At 54.4% G+C, this 22,400-nt stretch carries 19 protein-coding genes; 11 read left to right on the top strand and 8 right to left on the bottom strand.

The window, feature by feature from the left end:
- Positions 1-15: 15 nt before the first annotated feature.
- Genes SH573x_RS13665 through SH573x_RS13680 form a run of 4 tightly spaced genes read right to left on the bottom strand, consistent with a single transcriptional unit; the run spans position 16 to position 4,589 of the window.
- Positions 16-2,004, bottom strand: coding sequence for a prolyl oligopeptidase family serine peptidase (locus tag SH573x_RS13665; RefSeq protein ID WP_479355884.1), 1,989 nt, complete (start codon positions 2,002-2,004; stop codon positions 16-18).
- Between the two features lie 6 nt (positions 2,005-2,010).
- Positions 2,011-2,703 (bottom strand): RraA family protein, encoded by a 693-nt coding sequence (locus tag SH573x_RS13670; RefSeq protein WP_479355886.1) that lies wholly within the window; start codon positions 2,701-2,703, stop codon positions 2,011-2,013.
- A gap of 28 nt (positions 2,704-2,731) precedes the next feature.
- A complete protein-coding gene (locus SH573x_RS13675) occupies positions 2,732-3,940 on the bottom strand; it encodes a M20 family metallopeptidase (RefSeq protein ID WP_479355887.1) in 1,209 nt (402 codons plus the stop codon).
- On the bottom strand, positions 3,930-4,589 hold the full coding sequence (locus tag SH573x_RS13680) for a GntR family transcriptional regulator (RefSeq protein ID WP_479355888.1): 660 nt from the start codon (positions 4,587-4,589) through the stop codon (positions 3,930-3,932). Before SH573x_RS13680 ends, SH573x_RS13675 begins: the two co-directional genes overlap by 11 nt.
- A gap of 351 nt (positions 4,590-4,940) precedes the next feature.
- Between SH573x_RS13680 and SH573x_RS13685 the strand changes: the two genes are divergently transcribed.
- The 6 genes from SH573x_RS13685 to SH573x_RS13710 all read left to right on the top strand — a co-directional run bounded on the left by SH573x_RS13685 (position 4,941) and on the right by SH573x_RS13710 (position 11,240).
- Positions 4,941-5,834 carry a creatininase family protein gene (locus tag SH573x_RS13685; protein ID WP_479355890.1) on the top strand — a complete coding sequence of 298 codons (894 nt, stop codon included), beginning with the start codon at positions 4,941-4,943 and terminating at the stop codon, positions 5,832-5,834.
- Positions 5,835-5,848: 14 nt separating this feature from the next.
- Complete coding sequence (locus tag SH573x_RS13690) at positions 5,849-6,961, top strand: mandelate racemase/muconate lactonizing enzyme family protein (RefSeq protein WP_479355892.1); 1,113 nt, start codon at positions 5,849-5,851, stop codon at positions 6,959-6,961.
- An 8-nt stretch (positions 6,962-6,969) separates the two neighbouring features.
- Positions 6,970-8,238: an MFS transporter gene (locus SH573x_RS13695; protein WP_479355894.1), complete on the top strand. Its 1,269-nt coding sequence runs from the start codon at positions 6,970-6,972 to the stop codon at positions 8,236-8,238.
- Between the two features lie 181 nt (positions 8,239-8,419).
- On the top strand, positions 8,420-9,418 hold the full coding sequence (locus SH573x_RS13700) for a 2-hydroxyacid dehydrogenase (protein WP_479355896.1): 999 nt from the start codon (positions 8,420-8,422) through the stop codon (positions 9,416-9,418).
- A 160-nt stretch (positions 9,419-9,578) separates the two neighbouring features.
- Positions 9,579-10,388 (top strand): proteasome-type protease, encoded by an 810-nt coding sequence (locus tag SH573x_RS13705; protein WP_479355898.1) that lies wholly within the window; start codon positions 9,579-9,581, stop codon positions 10,386-10,388.
- Between the two features lie 15 nt (positions 10,389-10,403).
- Positions 10,404-11,240, top strand: coding sequence for a transglutaminase-like domain-containing protein (locus tag SH573x_RS13710; RefSeq protein ID WP_479355900.1), 837 nt, complete (start codon positions 10,404-10,406; stop codon positions 11,238-11,240).
- A gap of 245 nt (positions 11,241-11,485) precedes the next feature.
- Here SH573x_RS13710 and SH573x_RS13715 read toward each other — a convergent pair whose 3' ends face one another.
- Entirely contained in the window at positions 11,486-12,403 is a 918-nt protein-coding gene (locus SH573x_RS13715) for an SHOCT domain-containing protein (protein ID WP_479355902.1), read from the bottom strand.
- A 192-nt stretch (positions 12,404-12,595) separates the two neighbouring features.
- On the bottom strand, positions 12,596-14,857 hold the full coding sequence (locus tag SH573x_RS13720) for a hypothetical protein (protein WP_479355904.1): 2,262 nt from the start codon (positions 14,855-14,857) through the stop codon (positions 12,596-12,598).
- Between the two features lie 321 nt (positions 14,858-15,178).
- Between SH573x_RS13720 and SH573x_RS13725 the strand changes: the two genes are divergently transcribed.
- Complete coding sequence (locus SH573x_RS13725; RefSeq protein WP_479355906.1) at positions 15,179-17,161, top strand: glycosyl hydrolase family 28-related protein; 1,983 nt, start codon at positions 15,179-15,181, stop codon at positions 17,159-17,161.
- A gap of 64 nt (positions 17,162-17,225) precedes the next feature.
- Here the strand turns inward: SH573x_RS13725 and SH573x_RS13730 are convergent, their stop codons facing one another.
- Positions 17,226-18,194 (bottom strand): sugar phosphate isomerase/epimerase family protein, encoded by a 969-nt coding sequence (locus tag SH573x_RS13730; protein ID WP_479355908.1) that lies wholly within the window; start codon positions 18,192-18,194, stop codon positions 17,226-17,228.
- Between the two features lie 199 nt (positions 18,195-18,393).
- On the opposite strand from SH573x_RS13730, the gene SH573x_RS13735 reads away from it, so the two are divergent.
- From SH573x_RS13735 to SH573x_RS13750, 4 genes are all read left to right on the top strand, one after another.
- Positions 18,394-18,879, top strand: a complete 486-nt coding sequence (locus SH573x_RS13735; RefSeq protein ID WP_479355910.1) for a hypothetical protein — start codon at positions 18,394-18,396, stop codon at positions 18,877-18,879.
- 177 nt (positions 18,880-19,056) lie between these two features.
- Positions 19,057-19,512 carry a hypothetical protein gene (locus SH573x_RS13740; protein ID WP_479355912.1) on the top strand — a complete coding sequence of 152 codons (456 nt, stop codon included), beginning with the start codon at positions 19,057-19,059 and terminating at the stop codon, positions 19,510-19,512.
- Positions 19,513-20,180: 668 nt separating this feature from the next.
- On the top strand, positions 20,181-20,594 hold the full coding sequence (locus tag SH573x_RS13745; protein WP_479355914.1) for a hypothetical protein: 414 nt from the start codon (positions 20,181-20,183) through the stop codon (positions 20,592-20,594).
- A 113-nt stretch (positions 20,595-20,707) separates the two neighbouring features.
- On the top strand, positions 20,708-21,154 hold the full coding sequence (locus tag SH573x_RS13750) for a hypothetical protein (RefSeq protein WP_479355916.1): 447 nt from the start codon (positions 20,708-20,710) through the stop codon (positions 21,152-21,154).
- Positions 21,155-21,208: 54 nt separating this feature from the next.
- Here the strand turns inward: SH573x_RS13750 and SH573x_RS13755 are convergent, their stop codons facing one another.
- A complete protein-coding gene (locus tag SH573x_RS13755; RefSeq protein ID WP_479355918.1) occupies positions 21,209-21,856 on the bottom strand; it encodes a hypothetical protein in 648 nt (215 codons plus the stop codon).
- Positions 21,857-22,400 lie beyond the last annotated feature (544 nt).

The raw sequence follows: 22,400 nt of genomic DNA on the forward strand, positions 1-22,400 counted from the left end.
AAGGAGACATAACAATTATCTACTGAATTGCCACTGCTGGTCAAAGTAGCCAGCCTGGGCAACTGTTTCCGATAGTGGCTCTTCCTTCACATCAGCGGGAATCTTCAACACAGCCCAATCGCCCCAGCGTGGAAAGAGCAGATAGTTTAGCTTGGCCAGCTCACTTTCGTGAAAGCTATGCCCGGTATTAAGCACCACATAGTGATTTTCGCCTCCCGCCAGTGGATTGGGCGCTATGATGGCTGGCACATGATCCTGGGCTGAATAGTCCTGGTTCCCCAGACGCAAAGACTCGGTGGTCCAAGTTAGCGGCAACTGGGGCAGTACGCGCGCGATCCACGAATTGCTGCCTGGATCACCGAAGAGGATGAGGTTTCGAGTCTTCACATCTTCTTCGGTCACGTCCGTATCGTTCTTGATTGGCAGATGGCCGCGAAAATAGTGCGCCCATTCTGCTTCGAATCGCTTGAGGCTGGCCTCAGCATAGTTGTGGACTTGCGGATTCCAAGCCTGGCCTGTTCCGCGCACACATAGAAATGCACTCGAAAATGCATCGTCGATAGGCCCTTGCAAACCTGGTCGCTTGCCGGCGAGTTGGTGGCGATTCAACTTGCCTTGAATGGACCACGTGCCTTGTTTACGCACCAAGACAATTCCATCCGCGCCCGACGCCAGCGATTCATCGATCGCCAGTTTGGTGTCCATGACTTGCACCCAGTTGGGCCGCTGGGGCATTTTACTGGGCTCGATCGCCAGGCGATTGATGTTCTTGAGTTTCGAAATGGTTACACCATCATCGACGACGGCGGCCTGGATGTCGGCGCGCACATAGTGTTGATCGAGTCCCAGCACTTCAATCCAGTGACAACGACTATACTTTAGTGTCCAAGTAGTGAACGATACGTGATCGGGATGTGGGTCGAGTCCACGCTCGGCAATCTCCGCGATGCGTCTCATTTGTTCGGCGTGAGTTACGGGGTCGATCACGTGGCCAGTACCAGGCGAGATCAAGTTCACCATCGCGAGCCCTTCGCGCTGCATCGCCTCGCCCATGATGACGTGAGCTTGAAAGAAGACATCTTGGTCGCCCATGCAGGCGATGGCGGGCACAGTGCGCGCGTTGGCGGCGTAGTCAACTGAGTCCAACATGTGCAACCCGAGTTCTTGATGTTCCGGTAGTGTGCCCACCTTTACAAAAGTCGGTATGGGTGTCTCAGAGAAGCGGTGCGTGTCGACATAACCGCAATACGGACCAAGAGCGACAAAGAAGTCCGGATGCTTCAGGCCCAAGTGCCAGGTTCCCGAGGCGCCCATCGACATGCCTCTGAGGACGATGCGTTGCCGATCGACGTTGTACCGCCTGCATACCTCTTCAATCGCTTCGAATACGTCGGTTTCTCCGGCCCAGCGATAACAGTTTTCAACTCTGCCCAGTGGGTGTAGTTCGAGATAAGGCGCGTCGTTACTAGAGGAAGTGGGTTGATCCAGAAACCGATTGATGAATCTTAGTTCGCTCATTCCCACCGGCGACGAACTGCCATGCAGCACAACATCCAGTCGCATAGGGCGCTGCGAGCTGTAACCCTGTGGCACAATCAGACCCAAGGGTTGTGCCGAACCATCTACGCGCGAGATATGCCCGAGAGCAACATAACCGCTCTGTTCACGCCAAGGGCGAATGTTGGATTGTAAATTGCTAAGGCGATCGGAAGCTTGCTGGAGGCCGCGCTGTTGAATTGACCGATCTTCGTTTGTGAATTTTTGATCAAAGCGCAGCGCCCACTCGACGCCCTTCAAGAAGATTTGTACGTCCGCGCGATCGGAGTCTGAAACACCCTTCAGCGCCGCCAGGTCGCCCTTGAGCTGCTGAAGTTGCGATTCGATCGCCGCCTCAGCTGCTGAATCTGAGTCACCCGATGGCTGCCCGAAGCAAAGAGCAGCCCCAACTTGTATAAGTCCCAAGAATACCAGCCAACAGCGTGGAGCGAGTAAGTTGCGTGACATAGTTACTTACAAGACTCCATAACGATCGAAGACTTCGCGAAGCGTCTTGCCTGCCTTCAGTTCCGTGCGCGACAACGATTCTTGAGTGGACTTATAACAGGCTTGCTCGACCACTTGTGGAAAGACTTCGATTGGGATGACGACGATGCCATCAAAGTCGGCAAAGACAATATCGCCGGGCTGCACTAATACATCGCCACAACGTACAGGCACATCGTAGGCCATAACTCGGGCGCGACCCATGGAGTCTAGTGGCCGGATGCCCGTATAGTAAACGGGGAAGCCAAGTTCAATAATCTTCAAGCAGTCTCGAATCTGACTGTCGCATACGCAACCCACCGCGCCGCGGCATTGTGCGGCGGTCGACATCAATTCTCCCCACGGAGCGTTGGTGCCAGCAAAATCGGTTGAATGGACAACCACATCACCCGGTCGCAGCGCATCGATCGCTTCAATTTCCAAGCCGTACGGGTTCGAGTCGTCGGTGTAATCGGCTTCCATCCAGCGCATGGTTCGCGCTCGACCAATGAAGCCGCACTGTTCACGCTCAGGCAACAAGGGTCGCAGACGATGATGCATGGCTTGTTGTCGCAAGCCTAACGTGTCCAAAACATCGCACACTGCTGCGACGTAGGAGAGAGACCGCAATCGCTCGCAAAGATCGTTTAACTCACTGGATTGCACTGCGGCATCGTTCATTGGCTTAACCTAAACGTAGAAGTGCTGGTCACAGACTATCTGTATTGGAGGGTGGGCAGTACCTGGATGCGATCAAGGCGTACAAACCGGCTACTCGCACTAAGTCATCGATGTCGACCCATTCGGAAGTAGTATGCGCGCCGCCGGCATTAGGGCCGTGCGTTATCGCAGGGATGTCGGCACCACTCCAAAACGAATTACCATCGTCCACAAAGGGCTTGCCGCCATGAGGCAAACTTCGCCCGCAGATATCGGTGTAGGCTGACTGAAAAACATTGGTAAAACGATGTTCCAGATCGAGTCGAAACGCGTCGCGCATCAGCCGCGTCTTTACTTGGATACTGGTACCGGTTTCTCGGGCTACCCCTTCGCATATTTCACGAAACTGCAGGTCAGCATCCGCCAGGCGCGTCCCAGGCAACCAACGTCGCGTACCTTCCAATCGACAGGTGTGAGGGTACTCGTTATAGATCGACCCGCTTTGGATGCTACCGATGAACATGCTCTCCGAGCCAGCCAAGGGTAGTTTCAATTGTGATAGTTCGAGATTCAACTGTTCCAGGCGACTAACCAGCTGCGCGCCGGCGGAGATCACGCTCGGTTCATCGGGCCGCAGGACTTCATGGATGGATGGTCCGGGCCGCGTAATTTCGACATTCCAGATAAAGCCCCCGCGACCAACGATTGGCAGCACTTCATTCAAGTACTCAGGTATCAGCACGGCATCGCCGACGATTCCATCGGCGATCAGCGTGTCGAGTTGCCGACCGTCACCCCACGGGGCTTCATGTAAGTCATGCGCGGTCAGCAGCACTTCGCCGCCCGATAACTCGCCGGAATCGCGCAGGGCTCGCAGCGCTTCAACCGCAGCAGCCAGGCCGGCTTTCATATCCGCTGCGCCACTGCCCGTCAGTCGATCTCCAGTAATTTGAGGCGGCACGAAGGGCAGATGGACCGTATCGAGATGACCATCGAACTGCAGCGTGCTTCCGGGCAGACCGGAGGAGTAGCGCACCACGACGGCAGGTGCCGCCGCATGACCAGCCTCGTATCGCACGACTTCAAATCCATCTGATTTCAGCACGGCGGCCAGCTCATCTGCAGCTGCTCCGGCCTGGCCCGTTGGACTAGGTTGACTGATCAACCGCATGGCCGTGTCGAGTAAACGCGCGCGATTGACCGACGCCAATATCTTGGAGGCTGCTGCAGTCGGCATGCTGGATGTTTTAGTTTTCATCAATGTGACGCTCGAGTGCCTTGATGGCTGCTGACCTAGGACCTTTTTTGAACGCGGCTAGTAGTTCCACATGATGATCGTAGAGATGCTTGAGATCGTTGCGCGCATCATGCTCTTGCACCGTTTCCCAGAAGTGAGCCCGCAAGCGATTGACGATTGTCTGCCAGATGGCCAGCAGATCGGCTGAACCCGCACGTTCCAGTACATAACGATGGAAGGCTGCATCGATCTGAGGAAAACTCTGAATGTCGCGTTGTCGAACCGCGCGCTCCATTTCAAAGATCAGACCATCCCACACGCGATAGTCATCGGCATTAAGTTCATTATAAATTTGTTTGAAGGCATACAGTTCAAGCGTCTTGCGGATGGGCAGGATTATTTCACGAATCGCTTGGGGCGCAGGTGGCGCGACCGTGACACCACAGTTCTGCTTGGCCACGAAGATACCTTCACTGGTCAGCAGTGAGAGCGCTTCGCGAATTGGTCCGCGACTCACACCAAAACGTTTGGCCAAGGCGGCTTCTGAGATTCGCTCGCCGGACGTTAGACGCCCAGAGAACACATCTTCGCGTAGTCGGTCCGTAATCTGATCACGCGTACTGAGGATCGTGCGATGGAACATGAAGCCCAAGACTCTAAATGGCGACAATGCTTTATTGCCAGATTGTTGACAATCCAAAAATCGGACTATAGGATAGCCACCGCAACTTGTCAATGATTCCGATGATCTTAGTGGGGTGGGGTGCTGTGCGATCAGGTGGTAGCCACCGCTGCCAGGCGGTGGACCTGCCGGCTTAGGTTCCTTCAAACAGGCTGTTACCTCACGGAAGCGTTTGTGCAATGACTGTTCGGCATGGTCGACGCAGGTTCGGTCGTCCACAGTTTGGCCGCGGTGGATGATGATGACCTGCGCAAACTATGGCCGTGCGTCATCACTCGACATTCTCCCGTCTTGAGAACGCACTATCGATGTCTTTTGTCTGCTTGGAGTTTCTGCTCGATGAATAGACCCGCTGAAAAACATGAGTATCGTTATGAGAAGCTGACCTGGTCGGAGGTCAATGACGCGGTGGCGCGGCGACCCATCTGCGTGCTGCCAGTTGGCAGTATCGAGCAACATGGACCGCATCTGCCGTTGGATGTCGACGTGGTTTGCCCCAAGGGGATTGCTGATGGCGCGGGGCGCGAGATCCCGGACAAGATGCTGGTGTTGCCGACCCACTGGAATGGCTACACTGCTCACGTGATGGATTTTCCTGGCACGCTGAACGCGCACCATACAACGCTGCTGGAGTCTATTCTGGATGTTACGCGCAGCCTGGCGTATCACGGTTTCGAAAAGATCATCTTGTTGAACGGGCATGGGTCGAACTTTCCCATTCTGGATTTGGTTGCGCGACGGACCAATCTGGAAACCAGTGCCGAGTGCGCAGCGGTTTGTTGGTGGAGCTTGTTGACGGTTGACAAAACGTTCTTGCCGAGTTGGCGTGAAAGCAAATTTCCCGGCGGCTGTGCACATGCTTGTGAGTTGGAAACATCGCTGTATATGTACTTGGAAGGCGGACATGTGCGGCGCGATTTGATACGCAATGGCGACATCAAGTTCAACGTTGAAGGAAGCCCATACTTATGGCTGGATCTTTTTGCATCCGGGCCTATGGCGTTTGTACCTTGGACAAGTGCCTACTCGGATACGGGTGCCTTCGGTGAGCCTGAGAAAGCTTCGGCAGAGAAAGGCGAACGCGCTTACATGGAAGCTGTCCGTCAGTTGGTTGGCTTGGTCACATGGTGGCAAGCTCGTCCCAAAGACGTGCGGCGCGATCTGCATCGCCAACCGCCGAAAATGGCCATGCCCTGGGGGCAGCAATCGCTCCCATCCTCGGACGACAAGTAAGGACAAAGCCATTCATGAAAATAACCAAAGTTGAAGCGATCGTTCTGCGATTGCCCAGTATCAACGCAGTCGCCGATGGTACTCAAGATACTTGCCTGGTGCGCATTGATACTGATTCAGGCATCAGTGGTTGGGGCGAAGTAGATTCATGTCCAGAGGCTGTTAAAGCTGTTATCGATGCACCCATGTCGCACTCCAATTGTTCGGGTTTGGCGCGTGTACTGGTGGGTTTGGATCCGATGGCGATCGAAGTCTGTCACCATCGCATGCAACAATCCGCTAACTATTACGCGCATGCTGGCCTGGCGATTCATGCGATGGCCGGTATCGATATGGCTCTGTGGGATATCGCCGGGCAGGCTTTGGGACAGCCGATTTATCGGTTGCTCGGCGGACCATTTCAGACGACATTTCGCGCTTACTCTAGTGTGCTGTTCGGCGACACGCCTGAAGCAACCTATGAAGCCGCTTGTCGATGGGCCGAGCGCGGATTTTCCGCGGTCAAGTTTGGTTGGGGGCCTATGGGCCGCGACGAGAGAACGGATATCGCCCTGGTGCGCGAAGCTCGGCGTGGGCTGGGCGATTCGATCGATCTGCTGATTGATGCCGGCGAGTGTTTTGATGCGCGCACAGCGATTCGCCGAGCCAATCAGTTTGCGGAGTACTGTCCCTACTGGCTCGAAGAGATGTTGCATCCCGAGGACCTCGAAGGCTATCGCATGCTGGCGGCAGTGAGTCCGACGCCGATTGCTGCCGGAGAAACGGCTTCGCGGCTTGATGAGTTTCTGCGGATGCTCGACCAAGGGGGACTGGATTGGATTCAGCCCGATCCATCGCGCTGCGGCATTTCAACGATGCTGGCGGTGGGCCGCGCCGCGACAGCCAGGCACAAACGAATTTGCAATCACACCTTCAAGAGCGGCATCACTATCGCCGCCTCATTGCATGTCATGGCCGCCATGCCACATGTCGATGTAGTGGAATTCTGCATGGCCGATTCGCCGCTGCGTCACGAACTCACCCATGAGCGTTTCGAACTGTGCGATGGTATGGTATCGGTGTCGGACGCTCCTGGCCTGGGCGTGACGGTCAACTTGGACACAATTGCAAAATATAGAACGCACTGAAAGCGACCATGGACCAGCGCCTTAACTCTCAAATTGATCTGCCAACGGGAACGCGTTTCAGAGTTTTGGCATTTTTATGCGCGGTCACATTCATCCTGTATCTCGATCGCATGTGTATTGGCAAAGCTGCTCCGCTGATTCAAGAAGATTTGAAACTCAGCGACTTTCAGATGGGCATGGTGCATGCTTCCTTCATGTTGGCGTATGGCTTATTCGAAGTTGTAACGGGGCACCTGGCTGATCGACATGGAACGCGCAAAATACTGACGCGCATTGTTATTTGGTGGTCAGTGTTTACGATGCTAACCGGCACAGCCACCGGATTTGTGATGCTGCTGATCACGCGGTTTCTGTTTGGTGCCGGCGAAGCCGGTGCATTGCCGAATGTTTCACGTATCGTGGACCAATGGTTTCCGGTCTTGGCCCGCGGCAAGATCCGCGGTTTCGTGCATATGCCGGCGCTTTTGGGTGGCATGATCGCACCCGTGATGACGGCCTACTTAATAGCCTGGATTGGTTGGCGATGGGTCTTTGGTGTCTATGGATTGGTGGGAATTGCGTGGTCGGTCGCCTTCTATCGATTCTTTCGCGACAACCCGGCTAATCATCGGTCGGTCAATCCTGCTGAACTGCGTTTGATTGGTCCACCTCCTACTCACGAAGGTCGACCCGAACTGCCGCTGATGCCCATCGTCCGCAGCTTGAATGTCTGGTTACTCAGCTGCGTGATGGTGACCGGTTCCAGCACTGTTTACTTGATATTTGCCTGGTATCCGACGTACTTGGAAAAGCTGCATGGCGTGTCCAACGTCAATTCTGGCTGGTTGAACAGCTCGATCATGTTGGGCGGTGCTATCGGTTGCTTGATCGGCGGTTGGTTGGTAGACGTTGCGCGACAGCGAGTAACGCACTTGCGATGGGAGAAGTGCATTGTAGGCACTGCTGCGTTCACCTTGGCTGCGCTGGCCATGTTGGCCGCTGCCATGACCGAGTCGGTGGCCTGGAAGACTGGCTGGCTGAGCCTCACTTGCTTGGGTATCCACATGCATGCAGCGGCCTGGTGGGGCGTCAATAGCGCCATCAGCGGTCGTCACATGGCCGCTGTGTTTGGTGTCATCAACTCCATGGGCGCTCTGGGCGGCGCAGCTGCCCAAGTTCTGTTTGGTAGTTTGCCGCGCGAGAATTGGGATCAAGCATTCTACGTCGCCAGCGGTTTATTGCTGCTGGGAGCCATCTGCTGGTCCAGAATTGACGCTCGACGGCAAATTTTTACTTGAGCCGTAGCGGAATGCGTCAAGCATTTCGAGCATGATTGACACTTCACGAAAGCTTTGACGGCTTTTGCTACGGTTTGAGGGGCGGAGTGTTGCTGTATGCTATGAGGGGACGCAGGCGGAGCCTGCAAGGCAGCGGGTTCCCAGGCAGAGCCTGGGAACCAGAAATCAGAAAGTGATTAGTATGATCGAAGTTTCTGTATACGATTCGAAGTCTTATGATCGCGAATACCTCGAGCGTGCTCCCTGCGCGGAGGGCATTCAGTTTCGCTTTCATGAATTCAGGCTGAGTGTGGATACGGCGCAGGCGTCCAAAGGTGCACAGGCAGTGTGCATCTTTGTCAATGATCATGCTGATCGCGCGTGTTTGGAGATGCTAGCATCCATTGATGTGAAGCTGATCGCATTGCGATGTGCTGGCCATAACAATGTCGATATGGTGGCAGCTAAGGAGTTAGGCCTGCCGGTGGTACGCGTGCCGGCTTATTCACCTCACGCAGTGGCGGAGCACACGGTGGGGTTGCTGCTGACGCTCAATCGCAAAATTCATCGAGCTTATAACCGAGTTCGCGAATTGAATTTCTCGCTCAATGGACTGGTGGGCTTCGACCTCCGCGGTAAGACGGTCGGGATCATCGGCACGGGCAGAATTGGACGTATCACAGCGCAGATTCTGCGAGGCTTCGAAACGAACGTTCTCGCTTACGATCCATTCCCTGTACAGGATTGGGCTCAAGCGCATCAGATCCGTTACACCGATCTAAATTCACTCTTGGCCGAGAGCGATATTGTCTCACTGCATTTACCCCTGTCGCCCGAGACGCTTTACTTGCTCAACGAGCAAACGTTATCCCAGATGAAGCGTGGCGCGTTCATCATCAATACAAGTCGGGGCAAGTTAATCGATACCACCGCCCTGATCGCGGCTCTTAAGTCTGGGCATGTTGGCGGTGTAGCTTTGGATGTCTACGAAGAAGAAGAGGGTATCTTCTTCCAGGATCTATCCGGACAAGTGCTGCTGGACGACGAACTCTCGCACCTGCTGATGTTTCCTAACGTGCTGATAACCTCTCACCAAGCGTTCTTGACCCGCGAAGCACTCAGCGAAATCGCGCGTGTGACTACAGAGAACATCAGCCGGTTTCATGCCGGCAAGCCATTATTAGATGGCACTACGCTCTGATACCGTAGCCACCGTCGCCAGACGGTGGACTCTGATACCGTAGCCACCGTCGCCAGACGGTGGACGCGTAACGCTTGATTACCCACTGCTTGGCAGCGGTGGCTACGAGTGCTACGCCATTGAACGCAAGCTAGATAACGCATACACTTCAGGTTGCTCCATGGCGGAGATCTTTTACTTTAGTGGTACGCATTTGACATTTTGCATCGGTATTCGAGTTCGCGACGGCGTGGTCGCTTTGGCTGATACGCGCATCGTGCGCGGTAGCGAACAGATCAACAAGCAAAAGCTGGCTGAATTTCAGCATAAAGATGTCTCGCTGTTCACGATGACCAGCGGACTTCGATCGATTCGTGATAAGGCGCTGGTGTACGTTGAAGAGACTCTAAGGGATGCGACCTTTCCCGTGGAGCGGCTGTATCAGTTCGTCAACCTGTTTGGTGATCAACTGCGCCGCGTCAGAAGCGAAGATGGTGCCGCCCTGGCCTCCGCAGGTTTGCAGTTTAATCTCCACGCTATTATCGGTGGTTGCTTAACGGCCGATCCGTCCCCGCAATTGTTTTACGTTTATCCCGAAGGCAATTGGCTGGAGGCAGCTCCCGATTCGCCCTATTTCATCGTTGGCCGGACTTACTACGGCAAATCGATTCTCGATCGCTTGTTGAAATATGAGACCTCGCTTCAATCTGCTTTGGCGTTAGCGCTACTGGCGTTTGATGCCACGCGCACCAGCGTTACGGATGTCGATTATCCCATTGATGTGGCTGTAATGGCCGTAGGCGCTGAGCGCCCCATATTCAGACGCTACGACGCGCACGATCTGCAACGGACAACCGCGTGGTGGTCTCAGGTGCTGATTCAATCTCTTGACTCTATACCAATGGATTGGGCTCAAGAATTGCTACAGCAGGCAAGCTATCCCCACGACCCACCCGACGAGCCGCCTAATTCGCATCCTTCAACGACCTGAAAGAACACACGCTAGATGAGTACGATATTGATCGGCAGTGAATTGGATTACGACGTTCGCCAACCTACGATCTTCCTCTTCAAAATCTCAGCGGCTCAAACCGATCACCAGAAGCTGATTCACGAGGAGTTGAAGTTCTCCCCAGAGCCGAAAGTGGAAGCCCTAGAAGTTGGTTTGGACGGAAATCGAATCTATCGCGCCATCGTTGAACCTGGCAAGCTGAATGTTTCTTATCGCGCGACCATTGAACTTACCCCGGACGTGGTTACCCCAGAAGACGTTGCCGAAGCCGCCAAGACCCAGATACCGGCCGACGTACTACCCTACTCGAATCCGAGCCGCTATTGCGAAAGTGATCTATTGGCCCGATTTGCTTTCGAAGAATTCGGCGATCTAGAGCTTGGACACAAGCGTGTCCAGACCATCTGCGATTGGGTACATGATTTCTTGGAATACACACCAGGATCGACCAACTCCACCACAACCGCTTCGGATGTGTTATTGATGCGCACGGGTGTCTGTCGTGACTACGCTCACCTGGCCATTTCGCTGTGCCGTGGAATTGGCATCCCAGCGCGTTATGTATCCGGGTACGCCGTGGATTTGGATCCGCCAGACTATCATGGATTCATGGAAGCGTTCCTTGATGGTCGTTGGTTCCTGTTTGATCCTACCAAGCTGGCTCCACTGACCGGCTTGGTTCGTATCGGTACTGGTCGCGATGCAGCCGACGTGGCTTTCGCCACTATCAATGGCTCGGCCACTTTAATTTCAAAAGGCGTATGGGCCTTGCCATCGCAAGATTCGCAACCGGTGGCCGCTGACGGTCAAGACGCTATTTCGACTGCGTGAAGCTGTTGCTGAGCGCTGGCCGACGCGGAGCTACCTCGCGGGAGCTGCCTTTTAGTAGGACGGGTCTCCAGGCCCGTCCGCATCATGAATGCACACGGACTGGCCTGGAAACCCGTCCTACGTTCCACGGGCTAGCTAGCCACTGTCGCCAGACGGTGGATCTCTAAGCTGCGTTTTACCACGGCTCAGCAGATCGGTCGTTACGCATCCACCGTCTGGCGACGGTGGCTACGGGACATCGCCACCTAGAGTCGCGATAGCAGTTCAGCTTTCTTGCTGGCGAACTCTTCGTCCGTTATGTACCCCTTTTCTTTCAACGCTCCCAAACGCTCCAGCGTGCCCAAGATGTCTTGGCCTGCGTCGCTGGTGGACTGAGCAGCATTCGCTGTTGATGGAGACGCGGGCTGTGGAATCGTCTGAGGAACTTCGCGCGGTGGTGTGTTGACGACAACCGAGGGTGCGTTCATTGGGGAGCCAGGGGCTTGAGGAACACCGCCACGCGAGACCACGGGCAGCGTGGCCAGGTTGACCGTGCCGTATTGGCTCGAGAATGTAATTGAGCCTCCCGAACCTTGTTGCTGAGAGAAGCCGCCGATGTTGTGATCGAGGGTGTCGTAAACCCAGACATCCTCGCCGGTCTTCACCGCCAGGCGGTGTGCACCCGAAAAGTAAGCATAGCGCACGTTGTTCTGCGAGCCCGTGGCCGAGGGAGAAACAAACTCCTGGGGCCACCAATTCGAGTTTCGGTCGGGCTCAAACAAACGGCTGCCCGATCCCATCATCCCTGCCGTTTGTGTTTGCGAAGTGTTTCCATTCTGACTCTGCGATTGGAGGGAACCACCGAAGGGCACTAACTGATGCGTGCTGAGCACGTTCGAAATATCGTTGCATAGATTATCGACGCGACTCTTCAACTGGTAATTGAAGAGGTCGCTGACCATCGTCATTCCGCCACGCATCCACTGGCCCGAGCCACCAAACTCTGGATGGCTGAACTGCGCCATCGTGCCATTGCCATTGTGAACCGCGATCAGCATATGCGTAGCCGCATCGGTGGACACTTGGTGTCGCTGAGCCAGGTCTTGAACTAATTGCTTTCCATCGTTGGAGAGATTGCGCACGTTGAAATTGGCTCCCAAAGTAGTGGTTTGTAGGCTCAGCACAGATGCTTCCTGCGCTTATCCTCTGCAATTGTTGCATTGAACGACATTGAAGGGAAGCGTAAAACAGCTGGGCTAACGCCCTGCGCGGCCTCTACCGTAGCGGAGTGCGTCAAGCATTTCGTGAATCCACTTCGCCACGGACATTCAAACGCACGAAAGCCTTGACGGCTTCCGCTACGGGTTTTTCGCTCACTAAGGACGACTGAGAATCTTGCCCAAGGGTTCGTCTGGTAGGGGTGTGGCTAACAATCGATCTGCCGGACGGTGCTGCAAGTAATAATCCAGCACCTCTTCGAAGTATACGAGTCCTTCAGGCGGTGATGAACCATAGCTGACGCGACCTTCGTCCCAATCCCGTTGAAAGGGACGGTCATCTGGGTGAGCGTATAGAGATTGCAGCTCCAAGCGGTCCTTCACTTTACCGGTAGAAATCTCCCAGCCTTCGACGCCGGACAAGATGCGACCCGTTTTGTTCCACGACAGCACGCGGGCCCGCAAGACAGTTTCTATCGCGTCCAACCACTTAGGCTCAGGACCAAGCGCCCGACAGGCTTGGCATAGATGCCAGGCGTGCTCGGGTCCAAAGTTCACCAATGTCGCGCTGGAACGCGGATGTGGGTAACGCCAGCCTCCAGCTGGATCAACCGTCTCGGCCAAGAAGTCTGCCACGGCGCGGATCGTTTCCTCTAACTCGGGCTCGTCGGGGACAATGGCCCACAATTCAGGCAAGCCAGGTAGCGCATAACCGATGATATAGGGCTTCGCGTATCCAACGGTCAGTCCGAGTGCATCGTCGTCAATAAAAGGCGGCTGAGGGTCGAGTGCCTTGCCGCCTTGATCGAACAAGTTGCCCGTCGAGAGCTTGGTGCGGAGCTCACGAAATAATCGCAACGCTTCGTCCAAATAACGACGTTCACCCGTCATGCGATACAAGCGTACAAAATCGCGAACGTCGCCCACGTTGCGACACTCACCGCGATCAGCATGCAGTTCCTCTGCAGCATAGGCAACCTGTGCGTTTAAGGCTTCGAGCATTCGCGGATCACCCGTCTCTTCCCAGGCAAGCCAAAATGAGTCGTAACCTTTGGTACAGAAATGCACCGCCGAATTTGATCGCCACATAAAATCGGTGGTGGGAGGCGTTTGTTGTAACGCAGCTACGTTGTTGTACCGAGTGCCGCCCTGCTTGGGCGTGCCCCACCAGATTGATTGATCGTAAAAGTTATCGCACCACAGCACAGCGGTTTGCATCAAACGCTGATCTCCAGCTCGCCAGGCTTGCTCGAAAATAGCGGCGTTGTGGTTCAGCCGATTCATGCCAAAACTGCCGCTGTGTTTGGCGCCATGATTGAATCCGGTTACGTTCCCGAAGTCGTCACCCACCGCACTCGCTGCCGCAATGGCTTGGCGATGATACTCGACCAACTCAGTAAAAGGCCGAGTGCGTGGATGGTCAGCGTGCCAATGCGGATAGAGTTTCGCCAGGTCGATCGCAGAGTCCTCAACCTGATGCGGGCTCATTAACGAAGCTGGTAGTCTCGCCACGTCAGAGGGTGCGATCACCAGCTCCGTGCGCAGCCAGGCATATGGCTGCATGGGGACGCGGTCGGCAGCCGAGCAGCGCTGGTAGCGGTAGGTGCTCGAGTCTTGCTCACCGCTTTCAATTTTTCCCCGCTGATGAAGCCTGGCCAATGGATGATCTAGCGACCAGCGCTCATCGCGGGCACCTTCAACTGTCCAGCCTAGATCGGGCGCATAGCCATTGTCCTTGGCCACTCGCTGCAGGTGGCCAATCAAAACAACACTTCCGAGTCGGTCTATCCGCAATTCCAACCAACGAGGCCACAAGGGATCCGGAAAATAAATACGCTTCCACGAATAATGAAAATTCGATTCGATGACTTCTTCGGTTGGAGCCGAATCGACGCTGCGCAGCGGAGCATCGTAGCGGCAGATCAGTTGTTGTCCTGAGGCGAAATGGAGATGCACTTCTGAGCCGTGAACTTCAGCGGTCACCGGCCAGTCGCCAGGTCGCTGGTCCTTTGCCTCGCGTGATGATGTCACCGAGGCCAACTGAAAGATAACGGGTGAAGTATCGGGAAACACATACTCAAAGGTCACCATGACGCGCCGCGGCGCAGAGCCTTTATGCTGTCCCACCATCCCGCGACTGATCACTCGTACGCTGGCGTCCAGTTCACGAGCATCGCCCAAGACGCGCACCCGCACCATGGGTGCTGAATGAGCCGGGCCACTTGCCTGTGCCTCTCGCAAGAGCTCATTGCCAGGTAACGCCTCGGGCCAGGGCAACGAGACGCGCACTAATTGCCGACCAGTCGCTGCAGGAGTGACCTTGAATTGCCCAGTGTCCAGCGCGGCACAATGCTCAGATAGACCAACGAGCATCGCCAGCCCAACCAACAGCATCATCCCATGCCTGGCTACGTTTATCATAAGTGTTCTTCCTTCATTTGTATCCCTGATACGAACGCCATGGATACGCTCGCCATCACCCAGTCGAATTTGCTGGTCGCGCCAGTGGTCGGCTCGGTTCAGGCATTCTAGAGTATAGATCATTGGTGCAACGAACCGGGCTCAGTAAAAATCCGCAGGCGTTAGTCTCGGTTATTGAACATTCACAGGTAGTTGATGGTGGAACCGGGGCTAACGCCCACGGCTTAGTGGAGCGTTCTGAATAGCGTTTCGATGGTAGACTAGAGTCTTATTAGCTACTGGCCACCCCATCATGACATCCACTCACTCGTGAAGCATCCGATGCCATCTCAATTCAGGCAAATCAACTCGCGCACCACAACTGTGATCGCAGTAGTTGCCTGCCTGTGCCTCGATGTGTCCGCTGCTCTTGCACAAATATCGAAGGCAACATCGCCCACTCCTTCGCGGCAATCGGCCGGCGATAACACGCCCGGTAACGCTCAGCCCCTGAAGTGTGGTGCAGATTTTTCAAAGCTGATCGATGTTGCCTTGCCCACTTGCGCCGCAGTCATCAACGTCAAACAGCCGCCCTACAATGCCCAAGGTGACGGGGTGACCGACGACACGGACGCGATTCAGAACGCCCTGGATGACTTGATGGGGCAACATCGGGTGCTCTACTTCCCAGCCGGCAACTACTTGGTGTCACGCACGCTCAAGTGGTCCAAGAAGCACTCCAGTGGCCGCGAGGCTTGGGGACACAATTGGCTGCAAGGCGAGCACGTCAACAAAACCAAGATCATCCTCAAAGATGGTCGCTTCTCGGACCCTGCGCATCCACAGAGCATCATGTGGTGCGGCGGTTTTGGTTCGGCAGATTGGTTTCACAACTACGTTGAAGATCTGACCTTCGATGTCGGCCATAACAATGCCGGCGCCATCGCACTCCAGTTCTACGCCAACAACTATGGGGCAGTGCGCAATTGTCGCTTCGTAGATGCCACCTCCCAGGCAGCCATTGGACTTGACTTAAGCTTCCAAGATATGAATGGTCCACTGCTGGTTAAGAACTGCGAAGTCATGGGCTTTCGCACGGGCGTAAAAACCGGTCACGCCGTCAACAGCCAGACCTTCGAGGGCCTTAGCTTAAACAACCAAAGCGAAGTTGGTTTCGTTAATGAAGGACAAACCATTTCGGTGCGACAACTGTTTAGTCGTAACAACGTGCCCGCGATCAAGACCTACGGGACATTTGCCTTGATCGATTCGATCGCCGAAGGATTGCCGGGAGCCGAAAGACACCCAGCGGTTTTGAACTTCAATGGCGGCCGCATTTATGTGCGTGATCTTAAGTCCAAGGGATATGCCAGAGCGCTCGTTACTATAGATTCGCCCGATCAATCTCAAGCTTATCGCCTTCCACCCGGTGAGCAGTTACCAACCATCGGTCCGAACATTGTGGAACACTCGTCGCAGCCAGCGCTGAACTTGTTTGGTGACAAATCGGAAGCGTTGCGATTGCCTGTTTCCGACGCACCAACGTTACCAGAAGTGTCCGTATCTCAGTGGGCCAATGTGGTCGACTTTGGCGCCGATGCAACTGGCCAGAAAGATTCCGCACCAGCAATTCAGCGGGCGATTGACTCTGGTGCCTCGACGATTTTCTTGCCCGGGTTCTTCCGCCTACAATCGACTGTAATCGTACGCGCCAACGCCAGTCGCATCGTCGGCACCGGCGGTTGGCTCGATTACGATGAACAGGCTAGTCCCGATCTGCAAATCGTAGACGGCACCAGTCCCATCGTGCAGATCGAACATCTATCGTCGATCAATGGTGGAATCGAGGTGGATACTGACAGAACGATTTCGCTCAAGAGTCTGGGCGTCCAACTCGTACGGTTCTCCGCCAAGGCACGCGGCTCGAAAGTTTTTATGGAAGATGTAACCACCAACAATTTGGCCTTGGATCAACAGAAGCTATGGGCCAGGCAACTGAACATCGAGAATGAGGGCACGCATCTAGTCAATCGAGCCAGCGACGTTTGGGTGTTGGGCTACAAGACGGAGCGCGGTGGTACTCTGCTGCAGACAGTCACAGGTGGACGCAGCGAAATACTGGGTGGATTCTCGTACACGACCACGGCCGGCGCGCTCGCGCCGATGTTTGATACGGAGAACGCCTCTGTCTTTGCGTTCTTTGGTGAAGTCTGTTACTCAGGTAACCCTTTTAAGATGATCGTCAGAGAATCGCAAAACTCTGTTGAAAGAACAATCGCTCGAGGTGAAGGTGAATCGCTACCTTATGTGGCTCAAGCTCCATAACTAGTGGTCGTACCGACAGATTTACCACTTTTTTTGAATGCGAATCGGTTGCATTGAAAGATACCTACTGCGTACTGAGGGTTGTTAAGTACTGGCGAGCGCGATTGATTTCTGCGGTTACTTGCGCGGGTGTTTCTAAAATGGGTATGCCACGCGGGACTGGGTGCATGAAGATCTCGAGCCAACCGGTATATTGAATCCGCGCCAATGATTGCAGCAATGGACCAAAGTCCAATTTTCCGCGACCCGGCATCTGCAGCAGTTCGCGCTCTTTGGGCAGCTTTTCCATGCAGCCGTCCCCATGTTGCCACGCATACACCATGGCTAAAGCGTCGTTCAGTTCTCCAATCAAGCCGCTCAGCAAATCGGTGTCTTGGGGCAAATGATACGGTGCCATGGCAATCGCCAAATGAGGCGACGGTCGCAGTTCAGCCAGGTAACGCAGAGAGTCGGCTGAATCAATTAGGTTGTTGGCATGATTTTCAATGGCGATGGTCACGCCTGTCTCTTCAGCTATCTCAAGGTGCGGCTTGAGCTTGTCGATGAATGTCGCCACGGCGCTCTTCAGTTCGGCGCCTTTCAAACCAACAGGTCCTTCACCACCGGTAATAATCAGTTGACATCCCAAGCGTTGGGCTAAACGCATTTCGTCTTGCAAGCCGAACGGACCTAACTTGTACTGCGTGATGCATCCCAAACGCACTTGATGTTTTTCCAGCAGTGCCACGAAGCGTTCCTCGCCCAGTCCGTCCAGTTGTTCGCGCTGGTTACCGTGAGGCTTGGGCCAGATATCGATGAACTGCGAGCCACACTTGGTGACTTCGGGCAAGATATCACCCAGATAAATACCGCCATACATACAGGATGCCACGATATAGTTGGGCTTCCACTGATTCGCCACTTGATCTGCAGTTGCAAGAGCCAGCGGGCCAAACAACGGAGCTGTACTAGCCAGCACCGAGGTTTGCAAGAATCTCCGCCTGGTAAGTCCCTGCTCAGCCGGTATGGCTTGAGTGTTGCATTCTGAAGTCATGTGCATCTCCCTTTCTCGTGCCCAGGCTCTGCCTGGGCACACGCTGCCTCGGTGGCTCCGCCTCCTATGCTTCAACCACCACGTGAATGCTATGATGAACGGGCACAGCCCACGAGGCAATGGGTTACTTGGCGGTGCACCTCGTGCCCAGGCTCTGCCTGGGCACGCACTGCCTTGGAGGCTCCGCCTCCGTTGCTTCATGCACCACGGCCAGTGTTATGATGCGCAGGCAGGAGCCTGCGGGGCAGTGGGTTACCAGGCAAAGCAGCTGTTTATGCGCAAAGAACGACTCTACAGAATCGCACTTGTGATTGTGAAGACAATCACCATTGGTTTGGTGATGGCCATACTCGCGGCCCATCTACTGGATGTAAGTACATCTGAGCGGCTGTCGCATGTTGGCCGAGCTAGGTATGAGGGAACATATTTGCACGTGGGCGCAGCGGTCATATTTTGCACCGCGGTTTGTATGGTCAATGTTCGTAACGCTGCTCGAGTCTTTCGCAACGTCAGCATTCTATTCGTTTTCACCCTTTCAGGCATTTCTCTTAGCGACCCAGCGATCCGAGGAAGTTATGACCACCTTGGCGGTGCAGAGACACCATTGAATAACGTGATCGGCGGACTACTAGGTGCCGTCATTGGATACGTAGTCATCCAGGTCTTACGGACGCGACCGCCTTGAGTCCTCGTACCCAGGCTCTGCCTGGGCACGCGCTGCCTCGGAGGCTTCGCCTCCGTTGTTTCATGCACCACAGCCAGTTCTATGTCGCTCAGGCAGAAGCCACACATGGAAAATCCATACACGCCGGCAAATCCCATTAAGAGCGAACAAACTTGGTTGCCCTCAGTTTGGGAAATCTTGATTGTCGTCAGCCTCTACTGTGCGGTGGCATTGCACTATCTGAATGCCACCAGGTCGACGGTATCGCTCACTAACTCGTTTATGCATGTAGTTTTAATTCTGGCGCCCGTTTCCGCAGTTGCGCATCTGAGAAATCTGCTTGCACATACTACGTCAGATAGAGTGCCGATTTCTCTGCTGATGGTTGTCCCGGTGATTGGCTTGCCGCTGGCCTTTGCAGCCTCTTGGATTCCCTATTTCTCCGGCAATCCTTACGAAATGTTCGTACTGACAAACGTGTACTTCGGACCGTACGGATGGATGCAATGGCTGTGGCTGGTTGCTCTTGGGGTTCTGCCGATTGCGACAATTTTCAAGCAAGTTCGCCGATCGAAATTCACTTTGACAGCGATTTCGCTGGTTGCAATACTGACGCACCTGCACAACGCATATTGCGTCTGGAGCATTAGATGATCGCTTTCGCGCCCAGGCTCTGTCAAGGCACGCACTTCCGCACTGCCTCGGGAGGCTCCGCTTGCGTCACTAGTTGAAACTGGTCAATAAGGTATCCTGGCAGATAAATGCTGCCAAAGACTTTACGCATAAAGTAATTCTGCCCGCACGGATTACACTCTCCCGTCTCGCAGTTGCAAAAGAATTGTCAACGGTTCGAGGGTTCCTTGTTCAAAACGCAGAGTCGCAGAGAATCGCAGAGAAGAGAGGTCGGATGATAGTTGGGAGGCATCCAGGGACGAGCGTTTCAGGGATAGTTGAACTTCGGCCTTCTCTCTGCGATGCTCTGCGAACTCAGCGATTTAAACATGGCTCTGACAGTCGCTGAAGTCCACGCCCCTAGCGAACTTACGAGGGAGACATACAGGACGTAAGAATGCCTGCAGCACAGTTTCGCTTAAGTTCGCTTTAGGAGGTTAACGGCGCACGTCCGTCGACGCTCAATCGATTAAGCCCAAGCTTTATGCTAAGCTTGAAAGAGAGAGATCGCTCTACTCGCTCGGAGCCGGGCTTGCAGGGTTTTACACAATGGACAATTAACATTTCAGGCCCGGTGACGGGCGACGTTACCGGGAAGACGGAATTTAGAACACGTGCGAATCCAGGAACTTCCAAGACCGACTCGATTCATGTTTTGGTGTACAGCGCCGTTCTTCCTCCTGACGCTTGCGCTGTTGCCGTTTCTTTCGAATCCTGTCGGCTTGACTGGATGGATAGTGTTGGGGGCATTCGAAGCGCTCGCTTTCTTCGCACTCTTGGGTCTATATGATTCTCGTCGCTTCGATTGGTGCTGGCGCATCGTCGGCGGGATTGTATTTGTTGGCTATTTGGCTTATCTCATTTCAATGATCGTATCAGGCCAATGGTACGGCGACGGACGTCGTTCCTCGAGCACTGCGTTCAACGCACTAATTGGACTTTGTGTTTTTGGCTATCCCGGCTTCATGTACGCTGCGTTTGGTCGGTTTACTTGGTTGGCTGAATCAGATGTATCCGATTACAATGACCAGCGCGCCGGTTCTGTGAAGGTGGAACGTGATTGACTGCGAGTCGCGCGTTTCCTGATGGTAAATCACTCAGCCGCAACCGCGTGACTTCAGGCGTTCGCCGACGGAATCCGATGCCCAAACGAAATCGAATACGCCAAACTGGAATTTTGATCGCTGCGGTACTAATTGCTCTCGCGGTGTGCGGCGTCGCGTATCACATCGTGCGTGTTCGCCTTTGCAACAGGGTTTTGGCGAAGATTGATCGACTCGCGCTACATCCACCTAGCGACATGAGCGAACTCGAATGGGCGGTACACGTCTATTGGACGCACAATCTTCACTGCAACGCGATGCCCCGCGAGCACGCGTCCTACAGTTCCATTCGTCAGGTCGAACAAACACTAGACGACACGCGCACAAACGGGCCTGACAGGTTCGCCATTGATGCAATCTGGAACAGCTATGCCAGGATGACATCGAGCGGCGCTACGTATCAACAGAAATACGAGTTGAAGAAGAACGCGATTGCAGCAGCGGTCGCAGCGCAGGGATTGGAATTCCCCAATGTCAACGATTATCAAGATTTCCTACAGTACGTGCGTTCCTGGCGATGAAAACTGCGGCGAGCCACCCCGTGCACCCGTGCACCCGTGCACCGGAGCCGCGGCTCATTTCTGATTCTTTTCTGGCTCTTGCCTCCGCGCCTTAATCTCTTCAATTTTGGCTACTCTCTCTTCTACCTCTGAAAATTCAACATATGGCCCCAAAAGGTCAGCCGCCTTTGCTTGTTGTTCCGCGCTAAGCTCACTCAAAAGTCTAGCTTCCGCCGCCTTGCGTATTTGCCCTATCTGGGCTTCTGCCTCCGCCATTATCCGTGATCCCTTATCTTCCAAATTGGTTCGCTGGTTCGCATGAATCCCAATTTTGCCTCCTAATACACCGTCCAACAAAGCGGTCTTCAAGCCAAACAATGAGACTTCATGTCTGAGCTTAAGCTGAGCGAGTACCTTCTGTTTGTCGGGTGGAAGCAACTCATCGAGCAATGCGAGCGAAGTGGCTCGTCTCTTCAAGTCCGCCGCTAAGAATGCCTGTGGATTATTCTGCATCGCGGCGCGCAATAGCTCTTGGCCTGCCTCATCGGTTTCCTTCACAAGTCTGGATTGCTCGGGAGTGACTCCAATCAACTTCTGAACGCTCGGCTTCTGCAAAAAAATAAAAAGCTGAAAGCGCTCGTCATCCTCTAGTGTTAGGCCTTGGCCAAATGATACGCTGATTAAAAACAGACTTACTAGTAAACTTGAGATACTGTATTTCATGATTGTTCATTCAGTGGACATATAGCTCGTGCCCAGGCACTGCCCTGGGTACGCACCGACTTGGAGGCCCCGCCTGCGTTGCTTGCAACATTATAGCGGCTACGATAATGCGAGGCGGGAGCTCGCGGGGCAGTGGTTTATTGCATGTGCGAGAGTATCGAAGAACAGTGTGACTCGATTATGCCTGGCTCTAATCCTTCATTCTGATGATCTCTCTCGCCAGTTCTGATGATCTCTCTCGCCCGTACGGAGGATGTAGTATCCATGGCGACTGGAGTGCATGGTGTAAGGGAGATCGTTGACTCGCTTGAGTGGCAGATAGATTTTCCTCGTACCCAGGCTCCGCCTGGGCACGCAGTGCCTCGGAGGCTCCGCCTCCGTGACTTCCAGCGTCACAGCTCGTGTATGATGCGCAGGCAGTAGCCTGCGGGACAGTGGGTTACCAGGCAGAGCCTGGTAACCAGCGATGTTGCGTATCGGAGCACAATATGACTCGACTATGCCTGGTTCTAACTCTGTATTGTCTGATGACCTCTCTCGCCCG

This window comes from Rania fehmarnensis, assembly GCF_056494185.1.